This window comes from Rouxiella silvae, from assembly GCF_002093625.1.
In the GTDB taxonomy this organism is placed as follows: Bacteria; Pseudomonadota; Gammaproteobacteria; order Enterobacterales; family Enterobacteriaceae; genus Rouxiella; species Rouxiella silvae.
Genome location: NZ_MRWD01000004.1, coordinates 112,764 through 131,114 on the forward strand (window position 1 = coordinate 112,764; position 18,351 = coordinate 131,114).

The 18,351-nt window shown below is 52.0% G+C and carries 14 protein-coding genes and 1 riboswitch; of the genes, 9 read left to right on the forward strand and 5 right to left on the reverse strand.

The features are described 5' to 3' along the window. Positions 1-319: 319 nt before the first annotated feature. Positions 320-2,965 carry a phosphoenolpyruvate carboxylase gene (ppc, locus tag BS639_RS03115; RefSeq protein WP_055773624.1) on the reverse strand — a complete coding sequence of 882 codons (2,646 nt, stop codon included), beginning with the start codon at positions 2,963-2,965 and terminating at the stop codon, positions 320-322. Positions 2,966-3,282: 317 nt separating this feature from the next. After that, complete coding sequence (gene argE / locus BS639_RS03120) at positions 3,283-4,434, reverse strand: acetylornithine deacetylase (RefSeq protein WP_055773625.1); 1,152 nt, start codon at positions 4,432-4,434, stop codon at positions 3,283-3,285. 205 nt (positions 4,435-4,639) lie between these two features. Between argE and argC the strand changes: the two genes are divergently transcribed. The 4 genes from argC (at position 4,640) to argH (ending at position 9,389) form a co-directional block, all read left to right on the forward strand. After that, positions 4,640-5,644 carry an N-acetyl-gamma-glutamyl-phosphate reductase gene (argC, locus tag BS639_RS03125; RefSeq protein WP_084982239.1) on the forward strand — a complete coding sequence of 335 codons (1,005 nt, stop codon included), beginning with the start codon at positions 4,640-4,642 and terminating at the stop codon, positions 5,642-5,644. A gap of 170 nt (positions 5,645-5,814) precedes the next feature. Beyond that, positions 5,815-6,588, forward strand: a complete 774-nt coding sequence (gene argB, locus BS639_RS03130; RefSeq protein WP_055773627.1) for an acetylglutamate kinase — start codon at positions 5,815-5,817, stop codon at positions 6,586-6,588. Between the two features lie 79 nt (positions 6,589-6,667). After that, complete coding sequence (locus BS639_RS03135; RefSeq protein WP_055773628.1) at positions 6,668-7,888, forward strand: argininosuccinate synthase; 1,221 nt, start codon at positions 6,668-6,670, stop codon at positions 7,886-7,888. Positions 7,889-8,015: 127 nt separating this feature from the next. Further along, positions 8,016-9,389, forward strand: coding sequence for an argininosuccinate lyase (gene argH, locus BS639_RS03140; RefSeq protein WP_055773629.1), 1,374 nt, complete (start codon positions 8,016-8,018; stop codon positions 9,387-9,389). Positions 9,390-9,504: 115 nt separating this feature from the next. Here the strand turns inward: argH and BS639_RS03145 are convergent, their stop codons facing one another. Further along, entirely contained in the window at positions 9,505-10,236 is a 732-nt protein-coding gene (locus tag BS639_RS03145; RefSeq protein WP_084982240.1) for a glutathione peroxidase, read from the reverse strand. 161 nt (positions 10,237-10,397) lie between these two features. Here BS639_RS03145 and oxyR point away from each other — a divergent pair, with 161 nt between their 5' ends. Beyond that, positions 10,398-11,318 carry a DNA-binding transcriptional regulator OxyR gene (gene oxyR, locus BS639_RS03150; RefSeq protein WP_055773631.1) on the forward strand — a complete coding sequence of 307 codons (921 nt, stop codon included), beginning with the start codon at positions 10,398-10,400 and terminating at the stop codon, positions 11,316-11,318. Here oxyR and sthA read toward each other — a convergent pair. After that, positions 11,301-12,701 (reverse strand): Si-specific NAD(P)(+) transhydrogenase, encoded by a 1,401-nt coding sequence (sthA, locus tag BS639_RS03155; RefSeq protein WP_055773632.1) that lies wholly within the window; start codon positions 12,699-12,701, stop codon positions 11,301-11,303. The two genes, oxyR and sthA, sit on opposite strands and share 18 nt — an antisense overlap. A 208-nt stretch (positions 12,702-12,909) precedes the next feature. Between sthA and fabR the strand changes: the two genes are divergently transcribed. Together fabR and BS639_RS03165 are read left to right on the forward strand one after the other, a co-directional pair. Next, positions 12,910-13,590 carry an HTH-type transcriptional repressor FabR gene (gene fabR / locus BS639_RS03160; protein ID WP_055773642.1) on the forward strand — a complete coding sequence of 227 codons (681 nt, stop codon included), beginning with the start codon at positions 12,910-12,912 and terminating at the stop codon, positions 13,588-13,590. Further along, positions 13,565-13,924: a YijD family membrane protein gene (locus tag BS639_RS03165; protein WP_055773633.1), complete on the forward strand. Its 360-nt coding sequence runs from the start codon at positions 13,565-13,567 to the stop codon at positions 13,922-13,924. The genes fabR and BS639_RS03165 overlap by 26 nt, the downstream gene beginning before the upstream one ends. A gap of 52 nt (positions 13,925-13,976) precedes the next feature. Here the strand turns inward: BS639_RS03165 and trmA are convergent, their stop codons facing one another. Continuing rightward, entirely contained in the window at positions 13,977-15,083 is a 1,107-nt protein-coding gene (gene trmA, locus BS639_RS03170; RefSeq protein ID WP_084982241.1) for a tRNA (uridine(54)-C5)-methyltransferase TrmA, read from the reverse strand. A 152-nt stretch (positions 15,084-15,235) separates the two neighbouring features. After that, positions 15,236-15,473: riboswitch (cobalamin riboswitch) on the forward strand. 68 nt (positions 15,474-15,541) lie between these two features. On the opposite strand from trmA, the gene btuB reads away from it, so the two are divergent. Next, positions 15,542-17,401 (forward strand): TonB-dependent vitamin B12 receptor BtuB, encoded by a 1,860-nt coding sequence (btuB, locus tag BS639_RS03175; RefSeq protein ID WP_084982242.1) that lies wholly within the window; start codon positions 15,542-15,544, stop codon positions 17,399-17,401. Continuing rightward, positions 17,346-18,227, forward strand: coding sequence for a glutamate racemase (gene murI / locus BS639_RS03180; protein ID WP_055773636.1), 882 nt, complete (start codon positions 17,346-17,348; stop codon positions 18,225-18,227). The genes btuB and murI overlap by 56 nt, the downstream gene beginning before the upstream one ends. Positions 18,228-18,351: the final 124 nt, after the last annotated feature.

Genomic DNA, 18,351 nt, shown 5'->3' on the forward strand with positions numbered 1-18,351 from the left:
GCACTGTAGCGGCGTTGGCCGCCTTCGTTCACCCCGGTCACTGACTTGTGTCAGCTCCCGGGGATTCTCTGCGTTGCCGCCTTGCTACAATGCGAAATCTGCGCGGTATTCTCGACTGATATCTTTAGCACTGTAGCGGCGTTGGCCGCCTTCGTTCACCCCGGTCACTGACTTGTGTCAGCTCCCGGGGATTCTCTGCGTTACCGCCTTGCTACAATGCGAAATCTGCGCGGTATTACATTGCTGAGACATAAAAAAAACCAGCCATCTGAGCTGGTTTTTTAGTATTGATCCCTTCCCTTTTGGGGAAGGCTAATGACTAGCCGGTATTACGCATACCAGCCGCCACACCTGCAATGGTCACCATCAACGCTTGCTCAACGCGGGCATCAAGCTCGCCTTGTTCTTCGAGCTGGCGCGAACGATGCAGCAGTTCGGCTTGCAGGACGTTCAACGGGTCGGTATAGACGTTACGCAGTGCAATAGACTCAGCAATCCAAGGCAGGTCCGCCATCAAGTGATCGTCATTGGAGATAGCCAACACCACTTTGATGTCGTTGCTTAACTGATCGCGCAGTTTCTGACCCAGCGGCCACAGGTCTTTGCTGACCAGACGCTGATCGTAGTATTCCGCCAGCCACAGGTCGGCTTTGGCAAACACCATTTCCAGCATGCCAATGCGCGTAGAGAAGAACGGCCAGTCGCGGCACATTGACTCGAGCACGTCGCGCTTGCCGGCATCGACAACGGCTTGCAGACCTGCACCCGCACCGAGCCAGGCTGGCAGCATCAGGCGGTTTTGCGTCCAGGCAAAAATCCACGGAATTGCGCGCAGGCTTTCAACGCCGCCGCTGGCTTTACGCTTGGCAGGACGCGAACCAAGAGGCAGCTTGGCCAGCTCCTGCTCAGGCGTTGCCGAGCGGAAGTAAGGCACGAAGTCTTTATTCTCACGCACGTAGCCGCGGTACATCTTGCACGAAACGTCAGAAAGCTGATCCATGACCTCAACCCAGGCCTTTTTAGGCTCAGGCGGCGGCAGCAGGTTTGCCTCAAGAATAGCACCGGTGTAAAGCGCCAGACTGCTGATAGTGACTTCCGGCAGGCCGTATTTGAAGCGGATCATTTCGCCCTGTTCGGTAACGCGCAGGCCACCTTTCAGGCTGCCCGGAGGCTGTGAAAGTAGCGCGGCGTGAGCCGGTGCACCCCCGCGCCCGATAGAGCCGCCGCGTCCGTGGAACAGCGTCAGCAGAACGCCCGCTTTCTCGCAGGTTTTGATTAACGCATCCTGAGCGCGATACTGCGCCCACGAGGCTGCCATCACGCCCGCGTCTTTGGCGGAGTCGGAATAGCCAATCATCACCATTTGTTTGCCCTGAATGAAACCGCGATACCAGTCGATGTTAAGCAACTGAGTCATCACGGAATCCGCGTTATTCAAGTCATCGAGGGTTTCAAACAGTGGGGCAACCGGCATGGCAAACGGACAACCTGCTTCTTTGAGCAGCAAATGCACCGCCAGCACGTCAGAAGGCGTACGCGCCATTGAAATGACATAGGCGGCAATTGAGCCTTCAGGCGCTTCTGCGGCAACCTGGCAGGTATCCAGCACTTCTTTGGTTTCCGCGCTCGGGGTCCAGTTGCGTGGAACCAGCGGGCGGGCAGAGTTCAATTCACGGATCAGGAACGCCTGTTTGTCGTTTTCTGACCAGCTTTCGTAATCGCCCAAGCCGAGGAAGCGGGTGATTTCGGCAATCGCTTCGGTATGGCGATTACTTTCCTGACGGATATCAATACGCACCAGCGGCACGCCGAAACAGCGCACGCGGCGCAGGGTATCAAGCAGTTGGCCGTTGGCGATAATGCCCATGTTGCAGGCAAGCAGTGACTGATAGCAGGCGTACAGTGGTTCCCAAAGTTGGTCATTGTTCACCAGCAGGTCTTTAGGCCGCGGCAGTTTTTCGCCTTTCAGACGCGCTTCCAGATAAACCTGGGTCGACAGCAGCTGGGCACGCACGTCTTTCATAATGGTGCGATAAGGCTCAACCACGTCTTCGCCCCCGGCGCGCTCACGCAGCTCCGGTGTGGCTTCGGTCATCGAAAGCTCTGAAATCAGCACGTGAATGTCGCGCAGGAACAGGTCCGTCGCTTTCCAACGGCTGAGCTGGAGCACATGGCGTGTGATAGCTGCCGTCACGTTTGGGTTACCGTCGCGGTCGCCGCCCATCCAAGAGGTAAATCTGACCGGCACGGCCTCGACCGGCATTTTGTAATCCAGCGAGGTTTCAAGCTGTTCATTGAATTCGCGAAGGAAAGCCGGAACGCCTTCCCACAGGCTATTTTCAACGACGGCAAAGCCCCATTTGGCCTCATCAACCGGCGTTGGGCGAATTTTACGGATTTCATCCGTGTGCCACGACTGAGCGATCAGTTGGCGCAGGCGGCGCATGATCTGCTTGCGTTCGTAGTCGGCCAAATCGTTATGGTCGAGCTGCTTCAGACAGTTGTTAATCTCAACCAGTTTGTGGATCAGAGTACGGCGGGCAATTTCCGTCGGATGCGCGGTCAGTACCAGCTCAATTGAGAGCGCTTCAACGGCATCGCGTAACTGCTGATCTGACAAGTTTTTAGATTTTAAACGTTCGATCAGCTGTGCCAACGCTTCGGGATTGCTGGCCGCTTCGCCGTGGGGAGAAATACTGTGGTACTGCTCGGCCACGTTGGTCAGGTTTAAAAACTGACTGAAAGCGCGAGCAACCGGAAGTAATTCGTCATTCGATAAGTTTTGCAGCGTGGTCAGCAATTCCTGACGGTCTGCCTCATTACCCGCACGAGAGGATTTGGACAACTTGCGGATTTTTTCAACGCGCTCGAGAACCTGCTCTCCCAGCGTGTCTTTGATGGTGTCTCCAAGCAGCTTGCCCAACGTGCTGACATTACTTCGCATTGCGGAATATTGTTCGTTCATATTACCTCTGACCCGTTTCTTGTTTGATTTTTTATGTCTTGTAAATAACTTTCACCCGTAAGGCGCATTCGCCTCTGTCTCGCTCGCCTTCATGGCAAATCTCGGTAGTTCAATTTCAGTACTGTAGGAACTTACCGCAAAAACCCTATTCTTCTCATTAGAAATTAGCTGAATCGATGAATCAGGCTGAAATTTAATTACAGCCGATGGGTTATTAGTGTGGCTAATTAGTCTGGTTGTACAATATCAAAGGGCATCGCATGATGCCCTTCTTTTGTTACATTCCATTAACAATGGGATGTGTGATGCCTGCGCACTCAGTGGTGGCAGAAGTGGTGCACGACCTGAGCGATTAACTCACGCGTTGGTTTGATAAAGGCAGTATCGATGTATTCATCCGGCTGATGAGCCTGATCGATAGAACCCGGGCCTAACACCAGCGTTGGGCAAAGCTCCTGGATAAACGGCGCTTCGGTGCAATAGTTAACAATTTCGGTTTCAGTGCCCAGAAGCTTTTCAACCACCTGTACCAGACGGTGGTCCGGCGGGCATTCGTAACCCGGGATGGGGGGATGCAGCGCTTCAATCGTTAAACGGCCGGGCCAGCGGCTGCTGACGGGTTCCAGCGTTTCGTTGAGCAAATCGTCTAAATCTGACAGCGTCAGGCCAGGAAGTGGGCGAATATCCATGTGCAGTTCACAGCAGGCACAAATGCGGTTGGCCGCGTCGCCGCCGTTAATATGCCCGAAGTTCATGGTGGGATAGGGGATGGCGAAGCCGCTGTGGTTATAACGCTCTTTCAGCGTATTGCGCAGGCCCATCAGGTGGGTGATGGAGTCGTGCATCAGTTCGATGGCGTTAATGCCGCGACCTGGGTCGCTTGAGTGCCCCGACTGGCCGGTAATGCGTATTGCATTGGAAATATGGCCTTTGTGGGCGCGCACCGGCTTAAGTGAGGTTGGCTCACCGATGATTGCACAGTCAGGACGAATAGTAGAGGTCTTGGCAAAGTAGCTAGCACCTGCCATGGTGGTCTCTTCGTCGGCGGTGGCCAAAATATACAGCGGTTTGCCCAGCTTCTCGGTATCAATATCGCGCAGCGCATCGAGAATAAAAGCAAAAAATCCTTTCATGTCGGCGGTGCCCAGCCCGTAGAGCCTGTTTTCATGCTCGGTGAGGGTAAAAGGGTCGCGTGTCCAACGTCCGTCGTCGAAAGGCACGGTATCGGTATGGCCCGCCAGCAGCAGGCCACCGGCGCCTTCACCAATGCTGGCCAGCATGTTGAATTTATTACGCGTATTGGGTACCGGCTGAATTTCGACCTTGAAGCCTAAATCGGTAAACCAGCCTGCCAGCAAGTTGATTAGGGTTTCATTGCTTTGATCCAATGCGCTGTCGGTGGCACTGATCGATGGCGTGGCGATTAACGCACGGTATAGCTCAATAAATGGAGGTAATTTCATCTTCACTGTTGACAGCCTTTGGTTAGGGTAATATAAATATTCATGCATTTAATGTGAATAAAAATACATTAAGCCGGTTCGTAAGGAAACCCTAAAAACACGCAGGTTTCCGAATGCAGAGAAAAAGAACGAACAGGCTGAACTTCGCGGGTTTCTGGCGTAAAAAACGCAGTGAGCCCTCTATTTTTTTAAAAGAAGGTGAACTGAGTCCATGTTGAATACGCTGATTGTTGGTGCAACCGGTTATGCTGGAGCTGAACTCGCACTCTATCTCAATCGCCACCCACATATGAACATAACCGGTTTAACGGTTTCAGCGCAAAGTGCAGATGCAGGGAAATTGCTTTCCGATTTGCACCCGCAGTTAAAGGGCATTGTCGATCTGCCTGTTTTGCCTCTGGAAAACGTGGCCGAAGCGGCAAAAGGCGTAGACGTTGTTTTTTTAGCCACCGCGCATGAAGTCAGCCATGACCTAGCACCGCAGTTTCTGGCGGCAGGCTGTGTGGTGTTCGACCTGTCTGGTGCTTTCCGCGTTAAAGACCCCGCGTTTTACACCCAATACTATGGTTTTGAACATCAGCACCAGGACTGGCTCGACAAGGCCGTTTATGGTCTTGCAGAGTGGCAGGCCGATAAACTAAAAGACGCACAGCTGGTTGCTGTGCCGGGTTGTTACCCGACGGCGGCCCAGTTGGCGATTAAACCGTTGCTTGAAAAACAGTTGCTGAATCAGGATCAATGGCCGGTTATTAACGCAACCAGCGGCGTGAGCGGCGCGGGGCGCAAAGCCAGCCTCGGTACCAGCTTCTGTGAAGTCAGCCTGCATGCTTACGGCATTTTCAATCATCGTCATCATCCCGAAATATCGACACACCTCGGCACGCCGGTGATTTTCACCCCGCACCTGGGAAGTTTCCCGCGCGGTATTCTTGCCACGATTACCTGTCGTCTGAAGTCGGGCGTCAGTGCGGAACAGGTTGCCGAGGCCTTCCAAAGCGCCTATGCCAACAAGCCGCTGGTCCGTCTGTACGACAAAGGCATGCCAGCGTTGAAGAATGTGGTCGGTCTGCCGTTTTGCGACATTGGCTATGCCGTGCAGGGTGAGCACGTCATTATTGTCGCGGCAGAAGATAACCTGCTGAAAGGCGCATCGGCTCAGGCGGTACAGTGTCTGAATCTGCGTTTTGGTTTCCCTGAAACCACCTCACTGGTATAACCAGCCGAATTCGTGAGCAATGCGTGAGATAACTTTCGTATTGTTAATTTTATAAAACACCTTTCTTTGAGCGTTTCTAGATAGCCTCAGGGATGGTAGATTAACTATTCATTTAACTCTCGGTGCTGCAGCTTTAGATGCGCCGGGAGAGACGTTAGGGCGTGAACAGTATGAATCCATTGGTCATAAAACTAGGCGGCGTGTTGCTGGACAATGAAGAAGCGCTGGCGCGCCTTTTCAATGCGTTGGTCGCTTATCGTCAGGAGTTTCAACGCGCTCTGGTGATTGTTCACGGCGGCGGTTATTTGGTTGATGAGCTGATGAAGCGCCTCAATCTGCCGGTCGTCAAGAAGTCCGGTCTGCGCGTTACGCCAGCTGACCAAATTGACATCATTACCGGTGCACTGGCCGGTAGCGCCAACAAGACGCTGCTGTCTTGGGCTGTGAAAAACAACATTAATGCGGTTGGCCTCTCTCTGGCCGACGGCGGATCTGTTAGCGTGACTCAACTCAGCGAGGATCTGGGCTTTGTGGGTAAAGCTGAGGCCGGTTCTCCTGCGCTGATTAACACGCTGACCGCGGCAGGTTACCTGCCTATCGTCAGTTCTATCGGCATTACCGCCGAAGGTGCGCTGATGAACGTTAACGCCGACCAGGCTGCAACCGCGCTGGCGGCCACGCTGGGCGCCGACCTTATTCTGCTCTCTGACGTGAGCGGTATTCTGGACGGCAATGGCCAACGCGTACCGGAAATGACCGCGGCACGAGCGGAAGAAATGATCGAGCAAGGTATTATCACCGACGGCATGATTGTGAAAGTGCACGCGGCTCTGGATGCGGCACGCACATTAGGTCGCCCGGTAGATATCGCCAGCTGGCGTCATGCCGAACAGTTGCCGGCTCTTTTTAACGGTGTCGCGATCGGCACGCGTATTCAGGCATAACTCAACGATTTTATTAAAAGCGCGACGTATATACAGTTGATAAACAGCATCGCGAAATCAGATATTTAAGGAAATTATCATGGCAGCAACTCAAGGCATCAGCAAAATTGTTCTGGCTTATTCAGGCGGTCTGGACACTTCAGCCATCATTCCGTGGCTGAAAGAGAACTACGGTAACTGTGAAGTGGTCGCATTCGTTGCCAACATCGGCCAGGACCAGGCAGACCTGGAAGGCATCGAGCAAAAAGCGTTAGATACCGGTGCTTCTGAATGTCACGTGGTTGACCTGCGTGAAGAATTTATCAAAGACTATGTTTACCCTGTGCTGAAAAGCGGTGCACTGTATGAAGGCACTTACCTGCTGGGCACCTCAATGGCGCGTCCATTGATTGCTAAAGCACAGGTTGAGCTGGCACTGAAAGTCGGGGCAGACGCAGTATGCCACGGCGCAACCGGTAAAGGTAACGACCAGGTTCGTTTCGAAACCACCTACACCGCGCTCGCTCCGCACCTGAAAGTGGTTGCACCGTGGCGTGAGTGGGACCTACGCTCCCGTGAAGCTCTGCTGGACTACCTGAAAGAGCGCAACATTAAGACCACTGCGTCTCTGGAAAAAATCTACAGCCGTGACGAAAACGCATGGCATATTTCTACCGAAGGCGGCGTGCTTGAAAGCCCGTGGAATGCACCAAACAAAGACTGCTGGGCCTGGACCGTTGCACCTGAAGATGCGCCGGACGAAGCCGAGCTGGTGACCCTTAAGGTAGTGAAAGGCGAAGTTGTTGGCGTTAATGGCCAGGAACTGAGCCCGTTCAAATGTCTCGATGCTCTGAATGCGCTGGGTGTTAAACACGGCGTAGGCCGTATCGATATCGTTGAAAACCGTTTGGTTGGTATCAAGTCTCGCGGCTGCTACGAAACCCCAGGCGGCACCATCATGATGGCTGCGCTGCGTGGCGTTGAGCAGTTGGTTCTGGACCGCGACAGCTTCAAATGGCGTGAGCAGCTGGGTCAGGAAATGTCTTACGTGGTCTATGACGGACGTTGGTTCGCACCACTGCGTGAGTCTATTCAGGCCGCTGCCGACTCTCTGGCGCAAGACGTTAACGGTGAAGTCGTGGTTAAGCTTTATAAAGGTACCGCCACCGCTATTCAGAAAAAATCACCTAACAGCATGTACTCTGAAGAGTTTGCAACCTTTGGTGAAGACGAAGTGTACGACCACAGCCACGCTGGCGGTTTCATTCGTCTGTTCTCACTCTCTTCACGCATCCGTGCCCTGAACGCTGCCAAGAAGTAAGGTCAGTACCGTTTATTGGCATTGTTCATAAAAACTATGCGTTACATCAGGCGTGCGAGGCACCTCGCACGCCTGAATCAACTCTTCAAATATCACTTCTTAAGCATGCAAAGTCGGGAGCATTATCATGGCATTATGGGGCGGACGCTTTAGTCAGGCTGCAGATCAGCGTTTCAAAGAACTCAATGACTCACTGCGGTTTGACTATCGACTGGCTGAGCAGGACATCGTGGGCTCGGTTGCCTGGTCGAAAGCGCTGGTCACCGTAAACGTACTGACCGCAGATGAACAGCTGGAGCTTGAAGCGGCACTGAACGTGCTGCTCGAAGAGGTTCGTGCTAATCCTCGTGCCATTCTCGAAAGTGATGCGGAAGATATTCACAGCTGGGTTGAGCAGAAACTTATCGACAAAGTCGGCAATCTGGGCAAAAAGTTGCACACTGGCCGCAGCCGTAACGACCAGGTGGCAACAGATATCAAACTGTGGTGTAAAACGCAGGTTGTTGAACTGCAGTTGGCATTAAAACAGCTTCAGCAAGCGCTGGTAGAAACCGCTGAGGCTAATCAGGATGCAGTGATGCCGGGTTATACTCACCTGCAGCGCGCACAGCCGGTGACGTTTGCCCACTGGTGTCTGGCGTATGTGGAAATGCTGGCCCGTGATGAGAGCCGTTTGCAAGATACTCTGACCCGCCTCGACGTCAGCCCATTGGGCAGCGGCGCGTTGGCAGGTACGGCTTATCCTATCGATCGTGAACAGCTGGCCGGCTGGCTGGGTTTTGCGTCGGCAACCCGCAACAGCCTCGACAGCGTTTCCGACCGTGACCATATTCTTGAACTGCTGTCGAACGCCTCAATCAGCATGGTTCACCTGTCGCGCTTTGCAGAAGACCTGATTTTCTTCAATACCGGTGAGGCTGGCTTTGTTGACCTGTCCGACCGCGTGACCTCCGGCTCTTCACTGATGCCGCAGAAGAAAAACCCAGACGCACTGGAGCTTATTCGCGGTAAGTGTGGCCGCGTTCAGGGTGCGCTAACCGGCATGATGATGACGCTGAAAGGTTTGCCTTTGGCGTACAACAAAGACATGCAAGAAGATAAAGAAGGGCTGTTTGACGCGCTCGATACCTGGATGGACTGCTTGCAGATGGCAGCGCTGGTGCTTGATGGTATCCAGGTTAAACGTCCGCGCTGTAAAGAAGCAGCCGAGCAGGGTTACGCAAACTCTACTGAATTGGCCGACTATTTAGTGGCTAAAGGTGTGGCTTTCCGTGAAGCACACCACATTGTGGGTGAAGCGGTGGTTGAGGCCATTCGTCAGGGTAAAGCGCTGGAAGCCTTGCCGCTGGTCGATTTGCAGAAATTCAGCGCCGCGATTGGCGACGACGTTTATCCGATTCTTGCGCTGCAGTCGTGCCTGGACAAACGTAATGCCAAGGGTGGCGTGGCGCCTGAGCAGGTTGCCTTAGCAATCCGCGAAGCGAAGGCGCGTCTAGCCTAACCGACGCTCCAGAAACGCAGCGATAAAAAAAGCGGGCCTTTCGGCCCGCTAACTGTTCATACACTACTTTCTTATTTTGCTAAGGCGTTCTGAATCTTATCGGTCTGATTTAGAATCAGGCTGCAAAGAACTGCTCCAGATCGTCGCTTCCCCCGATGTGGCGACCACCGATGAATACTTGCGGCACTGTTGAACGACCGCTGACTGCACGCAGACTGACGGTTGTTGCGTCTTTGCCCAGTACAACCTCTTCATATTGAATGCCGCGGTCCTGCAGCATCTGTTTGGCTTTAGAGCAGTAAGGGCATCCCGGTTTGGTAAACACGGAAACGGATTCCTGTACTTTATGTTCTGGTGCCAGATATTTAAGCATGGTGTCGGCATCCGACACTTCAAACGGATCACCCGGCTTGTTGGGTTCGACGAACATTTTCTCTACCACGCCGTTACGTACTAACATGGAGTAGCGCCATGAGCGTGGGCCAAAGCCCAAATCGGCTTTCTCGACCAGCATGTCCATGCCTTTGGTGAACTCACCGTTACCGTCAGGAATGAAAGTAATGTTGGCGGCATTTTGTTCGGCTTTCCAGGCATTCATCACAAAAGTATCGTTTACGGAAACGCACAGAATGCTGTCCACGCCGTGCTGTTTAAATACCCCCGCCAGTTCGTTATAACGTGGCAGATGGCTTGATGAGCAGGTTGGTGTAAACGCGCCTGGCAGAGAAAACAGGATCACAGTTTTATTTTTAAACAAGTCATCGCTGGTGGTATCAACCCACTGATCGCCCTGACGAGTATGGAACGTGACATGTGGTACGGTTTTTCCTTCACGGCTTGAAAACATGCATAACCTCTTAATTACTATTTAATAAAATTTCTCTAAACGGCATTGCCGCATCGATGTGGGCCATTATTAACGATTCAGCTTGATAGATATAATCGTTGATTGCTATCTTATCTATCGCTACTGACTATCGAATGTGCGGACTGCACAAGGGAGAAACCATGAACATACGTGATTTAGAATACCTGGTCGCGCTGGCTGAATTTCGGCATTTCCGTCGCGCTGCCGATTCTTGCCACGTCAGCCAACCCACGCTGAGTGGTCAAATCCGCAAGCTGGAAGATGAACTGGGTGTCATGCTACTGGAAAGAACCAGTCGCAAAGTGCTGTTTACTCAGGCGGGTTTGCTGCTGGTGGATCAGGCGCGTACGGTACTGCGTGAAGTGAAAGTGTTGAAGGAGATGGCCAGCCAGCAGGGCGAGGCGATGTCAGGTCCGCTGCATATCGGACTTATTCCTACCGTGGGGCCTTACCTGCTGCCGCAAATTATTCCCACCTTGCATAAAACCTTTCCCAAACTGGAAATGTATCTGCATGAAGCGCAGACCCAACAGCTGTTGGCCCAGCTAGACAGCGGCAAGCTAGACTGTGCTATTTTGGCGCTAGTGAAAGAGAGTGAGGCCTTTATTGAGGTTCCGCTGTTTGATGAGCCGATGAAACTGGCAATTTATGACGATCATCATTGGGCATCGCGTGAAAAAGTCGCAATGGCTGACCTGGCGGGTGAAAAACTGCTGATGCTTGAAGACGGGCACTGCCTACGTGATCAGGCGTTAGGATTTTGCTTCCAGGCGGGTGCAGACGAAGATACACATTTTCGCGCAACCAGTCTCGAAACGCTGCGTAACATGGTGGCAGCAGGCAGTGGTATTACACTCTTGCCTTCTTTGGCCGTGCCGCGTGAGCGCAGCCGCGATGGGGTGACGTATCTGGGCTGTGACAAGCCGGAACCGAAGCGCACCATTGCTCTGGTGTATCGCCCCGGTTCCCCACTTCGCGGTCGCTATGAACAGCTAGCCGAAGCGATTAAAACGCACATGCAAACTTATATGGATGCACTGGCGTTAAAAAAGCCGGTTTAAGCCGTTCAATGCTGCAACGCGATAGGCCTCTGCCATCGTCGGATAGTTAAAGGTGGTATTAACGAAATACTCGATGGTATTTCCCGCCCCTTTTTGTTCCATGATCGCCTGACCGATATGAATAATCTCGGCAGCGCGTTCACCAAAGCAGTGAATACCAAGAATTTGTTTGGTATCTCTGTGGAACAGAAGTTTTAAACTCCCAACGTTCATGCCAGCGATTTGCGCACGTGCAAGGTGTTTAAACTGCGCGCGGCCGACTTCGTAAGGCACTTTCATCGCTGTTAATTCCTGCTCGGTTTTACCCACGGAGCTAATCTCCGGAATGGTGTAAATACCGGTAGGTATATTTTCGATCAGATGAACTTTGGTTTCGCCCTGAATCATTGCCTGTGCAGCAATACGGCCTTGATCGTAAGCGGCGGAAGCCAGGCTGGGATAACCCACGACGTCACCCACCGCATAAATATGCGGCAGCGCAGTCTGATACATGCTGTTGACCTTTAACAGGCCACGGCTGTCGGCTTCCAGACCAATGTTTTCCAGACCAAGCGAATCGGTATTACCGGTGCGGCCGTTGGCAAACAGCAGCGCATCAGCTTTAACCTTTTTGCCCGATTTAAGGTGCATGATAACGCCATCGTCCAGGCCTTCGATGCGCTCAAACTCTTCATTGTGGCGGATAACAACGCCGTTATTCCAGAAGTGATAAGAGAGCGCGTCGGACATTTCCTGATCGAGGAACGCCAATAGACGATCGCGGGTGTTAATTAGGTCAACTTTAACGTTTAGGCCACGGAAAATGGAGGCGTACTCACAGCCAATGACCCCTGCGCCGTAGATAATGACGTGGCGCGGTTCATGTTCCAATCCGAGGATCAGGTCGCTGTCATAAATGCGCGGGTGGGTAAAGTCGACGCCGGCAGGACGATAAGGGCGAGAACCACAGGCGATAACGATATGTTCTGCGGTGACAAAGTCTTGTGAACCGTCAGCGTAGGTTACTGAAATTGTATTTGCATCAATGAAGCTGGCATCACCGGCAAAAAGTTTGCACTGATTGCGCTCGTAAAAGCCTTCACGCATGCGGGTTTGCTGGTTAATGACAGAATCTGCATGGCGCAGAATCTGCGGAAAGGTCGAGCTCATGGCGCGCGAACCGTCGCTATAAAGCGGATTCTGGTTGAACTCGATAATTCTGCTGACTGCGTGGCGTAGCGCTTTTGAAGGAATAGTGCCCCAGTGTGTACAACCGCCACCGACGTTGTTATAGCGTTCGATAACGGCCACTCTGGCGCCTTGTTTAACCAGACCCATGGCAGCACCTTCACCGCCAGGGCCTGAGCCAATTATAATGGCATCAAAATGATAGTTCTGTTGCATGGATAAGGAACCTATTTTTATACAAAAACACAACGAGAATGTAACATCATAGACCTAATTTCCCAACGATAGGTTATCTATTCGTGGGAATGCAGCAACATTCAGAAGAACTTTATGCTGAACTTAGTATAACGGTCGTTGCAGAAAAATTTGGTATAGTGATGTGAATTCAGGCGAATGAGTAGGTTGACACTATCGGATGAAGGTCATGGGCGTAAGAGCACAACAAAAAGAGCGTACACGTCGCTCGCTGATTGAAGCGGCCTTTAGCCAACTAAGCGCGGAGCGCAGTTTCGCCAGTTTAAGCCTGCGTGAGGTCTCGCGCGAAGCGGGTATCGCACCCACGTCTTTTTACCGGCATTTTCGTGATGTGGATGAACTGGGACTGACAATGGTCGATGAAAGTGGTTTGATGCTTCGCCAGCTAATGCGCCAGGCTCGCCAGCGCATTGCCAAAGGCGGCAGTGTGATCCGCACCTCTGTTTCAACCTTTATGGAATTTATCGGCAATAATCCCAACGCCTTCCGTTTGCTGCTACGTGAACGATCCGGGACGTCTGCCGCTTTCCGTGCCGCCGTGGCGAGAGAAATTCAGCACTTTATTGCGGAACTTGCCGACTATTTGCAGCTCGAAAACCATATGCCGCGCAGTTTTACCGAAGCGCAGGCAGAAGCCATGGTTATTATCGTTTTTAACGCCGGTGCCGAAGCGCTGGACGTTGATATTGCCCAGCGTCGCCAGCTTGAAGAACGGTTGGTATTGCAGCTGCGAATGATCTCCAAAGGCGCCTATTATTGGTATCGCCGCCAGCAAGAAAGAACGGCGGACATTTTACTCGCAAAGGATAAAAGAGGGTTAGAAGATGACAGAACAACCTCGCCAGGATAATGGCACCCTGGTCTTGGCTCTGATTGCCGGATTATCGATTAACGGCTCATTTGATGCTTTATTCAGTTCGGTTGTGGCTTTTTCAATCTTCCCGATTATTGCGCTGGTGCTGGCGGTGTACTGTTTACACCTACGTTACCAGAAGTGCGAAATGCCTTTCGGGATGCCGAAACTTGCCGCTGCCTGTTTTGTGCTCGGCCTGTTGTTGTATAGCACCATTGTGCGCGCCGAATATCCGCAGCTTGGTTCCAACTTTTTACCGTCGGTAATTTGCGTGGTGTTGGTGTTCTGGATTGGCTATCGTTTGAAAAAACGCAAAGCCGACAACGCATAAGTTTGCGAGCAAGATAGTAAAAGGGCAGCCACTTGGGCTGCCCTTTGTCGTTTTAAGCGCTTATGCGTTCGAGTAAAACGCCGCACTCCATGTGATGGGTATACGGGAATTGGTCGAACAGCGCTAAACGGGTGACGCGATGCGTCTGCTGCAGTGTTTCAAGATTGGCGCACAGCGTTTCTGGATTGCAGGAGATATAAAGGATGCGTGAATATCCCTGAACCATTTTAACCGTGTCATCATCCAGGCCGCTGCGCGGTGGATCGACAAAAATAGTCTCACAGTCATAGCTTTTCAGGTCCACCCCCTCTAAACGGCGGAACTCGCGTACGCCATTCATTGCCTGAGTAAAGTCTTCGGCGGCCATGCGAATGATCTGCACATTATCGATATTGTTGGCGGCGATGTTGTACTGCGCGGCGGCAACGGACGGTTTGGCAATTTCTGTGGCCAGCACGCGGTTAAAGTTACGGGCCAGCGCCAGTGAGAAATTGCCGTTACCGCAGTACAGCTCAAGCAGATCGCCCTGTGAGCCGGTGGTGATCTCTAACGCCCACTCCAGCATATGAATGTTCATGGCGGCGTTGGGCTGGGTAAAGCTGTTCTCCACCTGACGATAAATCATGTCACGTCCCGCCACCGGCAGAACCTCATCTATATAGTCTTGATCGAGCATAATCTTGGTTTTCGCCGCGCGACCAATCAACTGCACGTCGAAACCATCATGGCGAAGCTGGTCGCGCAGCGCGGTCGCCGCCTGCTGCCATGCGTCATCAAGCTTGCGGTGATAGAGCAGGGAGGCAATGATTTTACCGCTGCGGGTAGAAAGATAATCAATCTGGAACAGCTTGTGGCGCAGCGCAGGCTCAGCCTTCACGGCCTCGAGCAGGACCGGCATTAGGCGATTAATCAGTTCGCTTGCAGCAGGGAATTTGTCGACGCGAATGCGCGCCTTAGTCTGCTGATCGAACATGATGTGATAAAGGTCGCCTTCATCGTGCCACACCCGAAACTCGGCGCGCATACGATAATGGCTAACGGGAGAACGGAAGACTTCGGCCTCTGGCGCATTAAATGGCGACATCAGCGCCGTGAGACGGGCGGTCTTTTCCACCAGTTGGTCGTCATATTGTTCAATGGGCAAGTTTTCTGGCGTCATCTATTTTCTCGTATTACGGCTAATCAATGGGCGAACTTTAAGGATTATGAGGCGTTTTGCCCGCTGATTGTAGGGAATGTCATGATGATGTCCAGTTTTGTCGTATTTAGTTTGCCTCATTGCTACGGCAGTCTAGATTTCCAAATAGGTTGATCGTAGGATTAATCTCAGGCCTCCATCGTTGAGTTAAAAGGGAATCCGGTGTGAATCCGGAGCTGTCGCGCAGCGGTATGGGGAAAGCACGGCGAGTGCATTACGATTTATCCACAAAACAACAATGCAAACACTGTCCTTATATAAGGATGGGAAGTTATCGCCCGGCGTTGTTTCTATTCTCAATAAAAACAACGGATCCCAAGCCCGAAGACCTGCCTGAATTACGTCGCATTTTCACCGTCACCGCGAAAGTGATCGTGAGTTTCTGCGGCATCCTTTATTAAGTTCGGATGCGCGTTTCTATGACAATTAAAAAGCATGTGCTGTTGACGGTTCTCTCCGTCACAGCTTTTTCGGGCTGGGCGCAAGACAGTAATTCATCGACAGACAATAGCGATAATATGGTCGTAACGGCTAACCGTTTCCCGCAACCTATTTCTACCGTGCTGGCACCGACGACTATTGTTACTCGTGACCAAATAGACCGCTGGCAATCCAAGTCTCTGACTGACGTAATGCGCCGCCTGCCGGGTGTCGACATTGCGCAGAATGGTGGGTTGGGGCAACAAAGCTCGATGTTTATTCGCGGCACCAATTCCAGCCATGTATTAATTCTCATCGACGGCATTCGCTTAAATCAGGCGGGAATATCGGGGTCATCGGATTTAAGTCAAATTCCAATTTCGCTGGTGCAGAAGATTGAATATATCCGTGGGCCTTCTTCCGCAGTATATGGTTCGGACGCGATCGGCGGCGTCGTTAACATTATTACTACGCGTAATAAGCTGGGCAGCACAATAACGGCGGGTATCGGCTCAAACGGCTATCAGTCGTATGACGCCTCCACTCAGCAGAAGCTGGGTAACGATACTGTAGGAACATTTGCTGGAAACTATACGTACACCCACGGCTACGACGTGGTCGCCAGCGGCAATACCGGCGCACAGTCACAGCAGGACCGCGACGGATTTATGAGTAGAACCTTGTACGGTTCTATTCTGCACAACTTCAATGAAAGCATCAGTGGTTTTATTCGCGGTTACGGCTTCGATAATAGAACGGCCTATGACGGATATTATACGCCAGGCAGCCCATTGCTTGATACTCAACAGCTTTATAATCAGACTTGGGATACGGGCCTGCGTTATAACGAGGGTATTTATGCGGCCCAGCTTATTGGCAGTTATACCCATAGCAAAACCTACAACTTCGATCCGCGCTATGGTCAATACGATCCTTCGGCGACCCTAGATGATGTACAGCAATATAATGTTCAGTGGGGCAATACCCTACAGGCGTGGCACGGCACGGTGAGCGGCGGCCTTGATTGGCAGAAGCAAACCACCACGCCGGGCACTAATTATCTGAGTGAGGGTTATGAGCAGCGCGACACCGGCGTGTATGCCACAACCCAGCAGCTGTTTGGTCCGGTAACGCTTGAAGGTGCCGTGCGCAGCGACGATAACTCGCAGTTTGGCCAGCATACCACCTGGCAAAGCAGCGCCGCGTACGAGTTTATCGACGGTTATCGCTTTATCGCTTCTTACGGTACAGCCTTTAAGGCACCGAATTTGGGGCAGGTTTATAGTCAATACTACGGCAATACAAATCTTAAGCCTGAAGAAAGTAAACAGTGGGAAGGCGCGTTTGAGGGGCTGACCGGTCCGGTAACCTGGCGCGTGGGTGGATACAAGAATGAAATTACCAACCTGATTGATAGCGATCCGGCGACTTATCGTTACTACAATATCGGTGAAGCCAAGATTAAAGGCGTAGAGGCGACGGCATCCTTTGATACCGGTCCATTTAGCCATCAGCTTTCTTATGATTACGTTGATGCTCGTAATGCCCAGACCAATGCAATTCTGCTACGTCGCGCCAAACAACAGGTTAAATATGAGCTGGACTGGCAGGTTGAACAGATTGACTGGGCTGTCACTTATCATTATCTCGGTGAGCGTTATGATACGGACTACAACACCTATCAAACCGTGAAGCTGGGTGGTGTTAGCCTTTGGGATCTGGCAGCCTCTTATCCTGTTACTTCCCATCTAACCGTTCGTGCTAGAATTGCCAACCTCTTTGATAAAGACTATGAGACGGCATATGGCTACGCAACACCAGGACGTGAGTATTTCCTCTCTGGAAGCTATACCTTCTGATAATGCCTTAGTACCGGCTCGCCCGACGGCGCTGGTGTTTGACTCTGGCGTCGGCGGGTTATCGGTTTATCATGAGGTCCGGCAGCTAATGCCGGACCTGCACTATATATATGCTTTCGATAACGTGGCGTTTCCCTATGGGGAGAAGTCGGAAGAGTTTATCGTCGAACGCGTGCTTGAAATAGTGAGCGCCGTGGCGAAGCGTCATCCCCTTTCTATCATCATCATTGCCTGCAATACGGCGAGCACCGTTTCTCTTCCTGCATTAAGGGCGAAGTTTACCTGCCCAGTTGTTGGCGTGGTGCCGGCGATTAAACCCGCCGCCAAATTAACCCGCAACGGCGTTGTCGGATTACTGGCAACTCGCGCAACGGTTCAGCGCCCTTATACGCATGACTTGGTTGCCCGCTTTGCTACCGACTGCAAGATTCTGATGTTGGGTTCTGCCGAGCTGGTGGAATTGGCAGAAGCTAAACTGCACGGCGAAGAAGTTTCACGTCCTCTATTAAAGAAAATCTTACAACCCTGGCTCAAACTTCGTGAACCACCGGACACGGTTGTCTTAGGATGTACCCATTTCCCGCTGCTTAGCGAAGAGCTGTCGCAGGTATTACCTGAAGGAACGCGGATGATTGACTCAGGATCGGCCATTGCACGTCGCGCACACTGGCTAATTGAGACGGCTTTTACCTCGATACCTGAAAAAAAAGACGGAATAGAAATAGAAAGCATCGCCTACTGCATTAAGCTCGATGCTCAAGCCGCAGAACTGCTGCCTGTTTTGCAATCATATGGCTTCAAAAGTATTCAGGAATTGCCGCTTTAAACGCCTTTTGGTTAAACATTCAGCGGTCGGAAAAGTTTTTTTAAAATAGGGGTTGCGGCCTTCTGAGAACTCCCTATAATGCGCCTCCACTGACCGGGAACAACGACTCCTCTAACGAGAACCA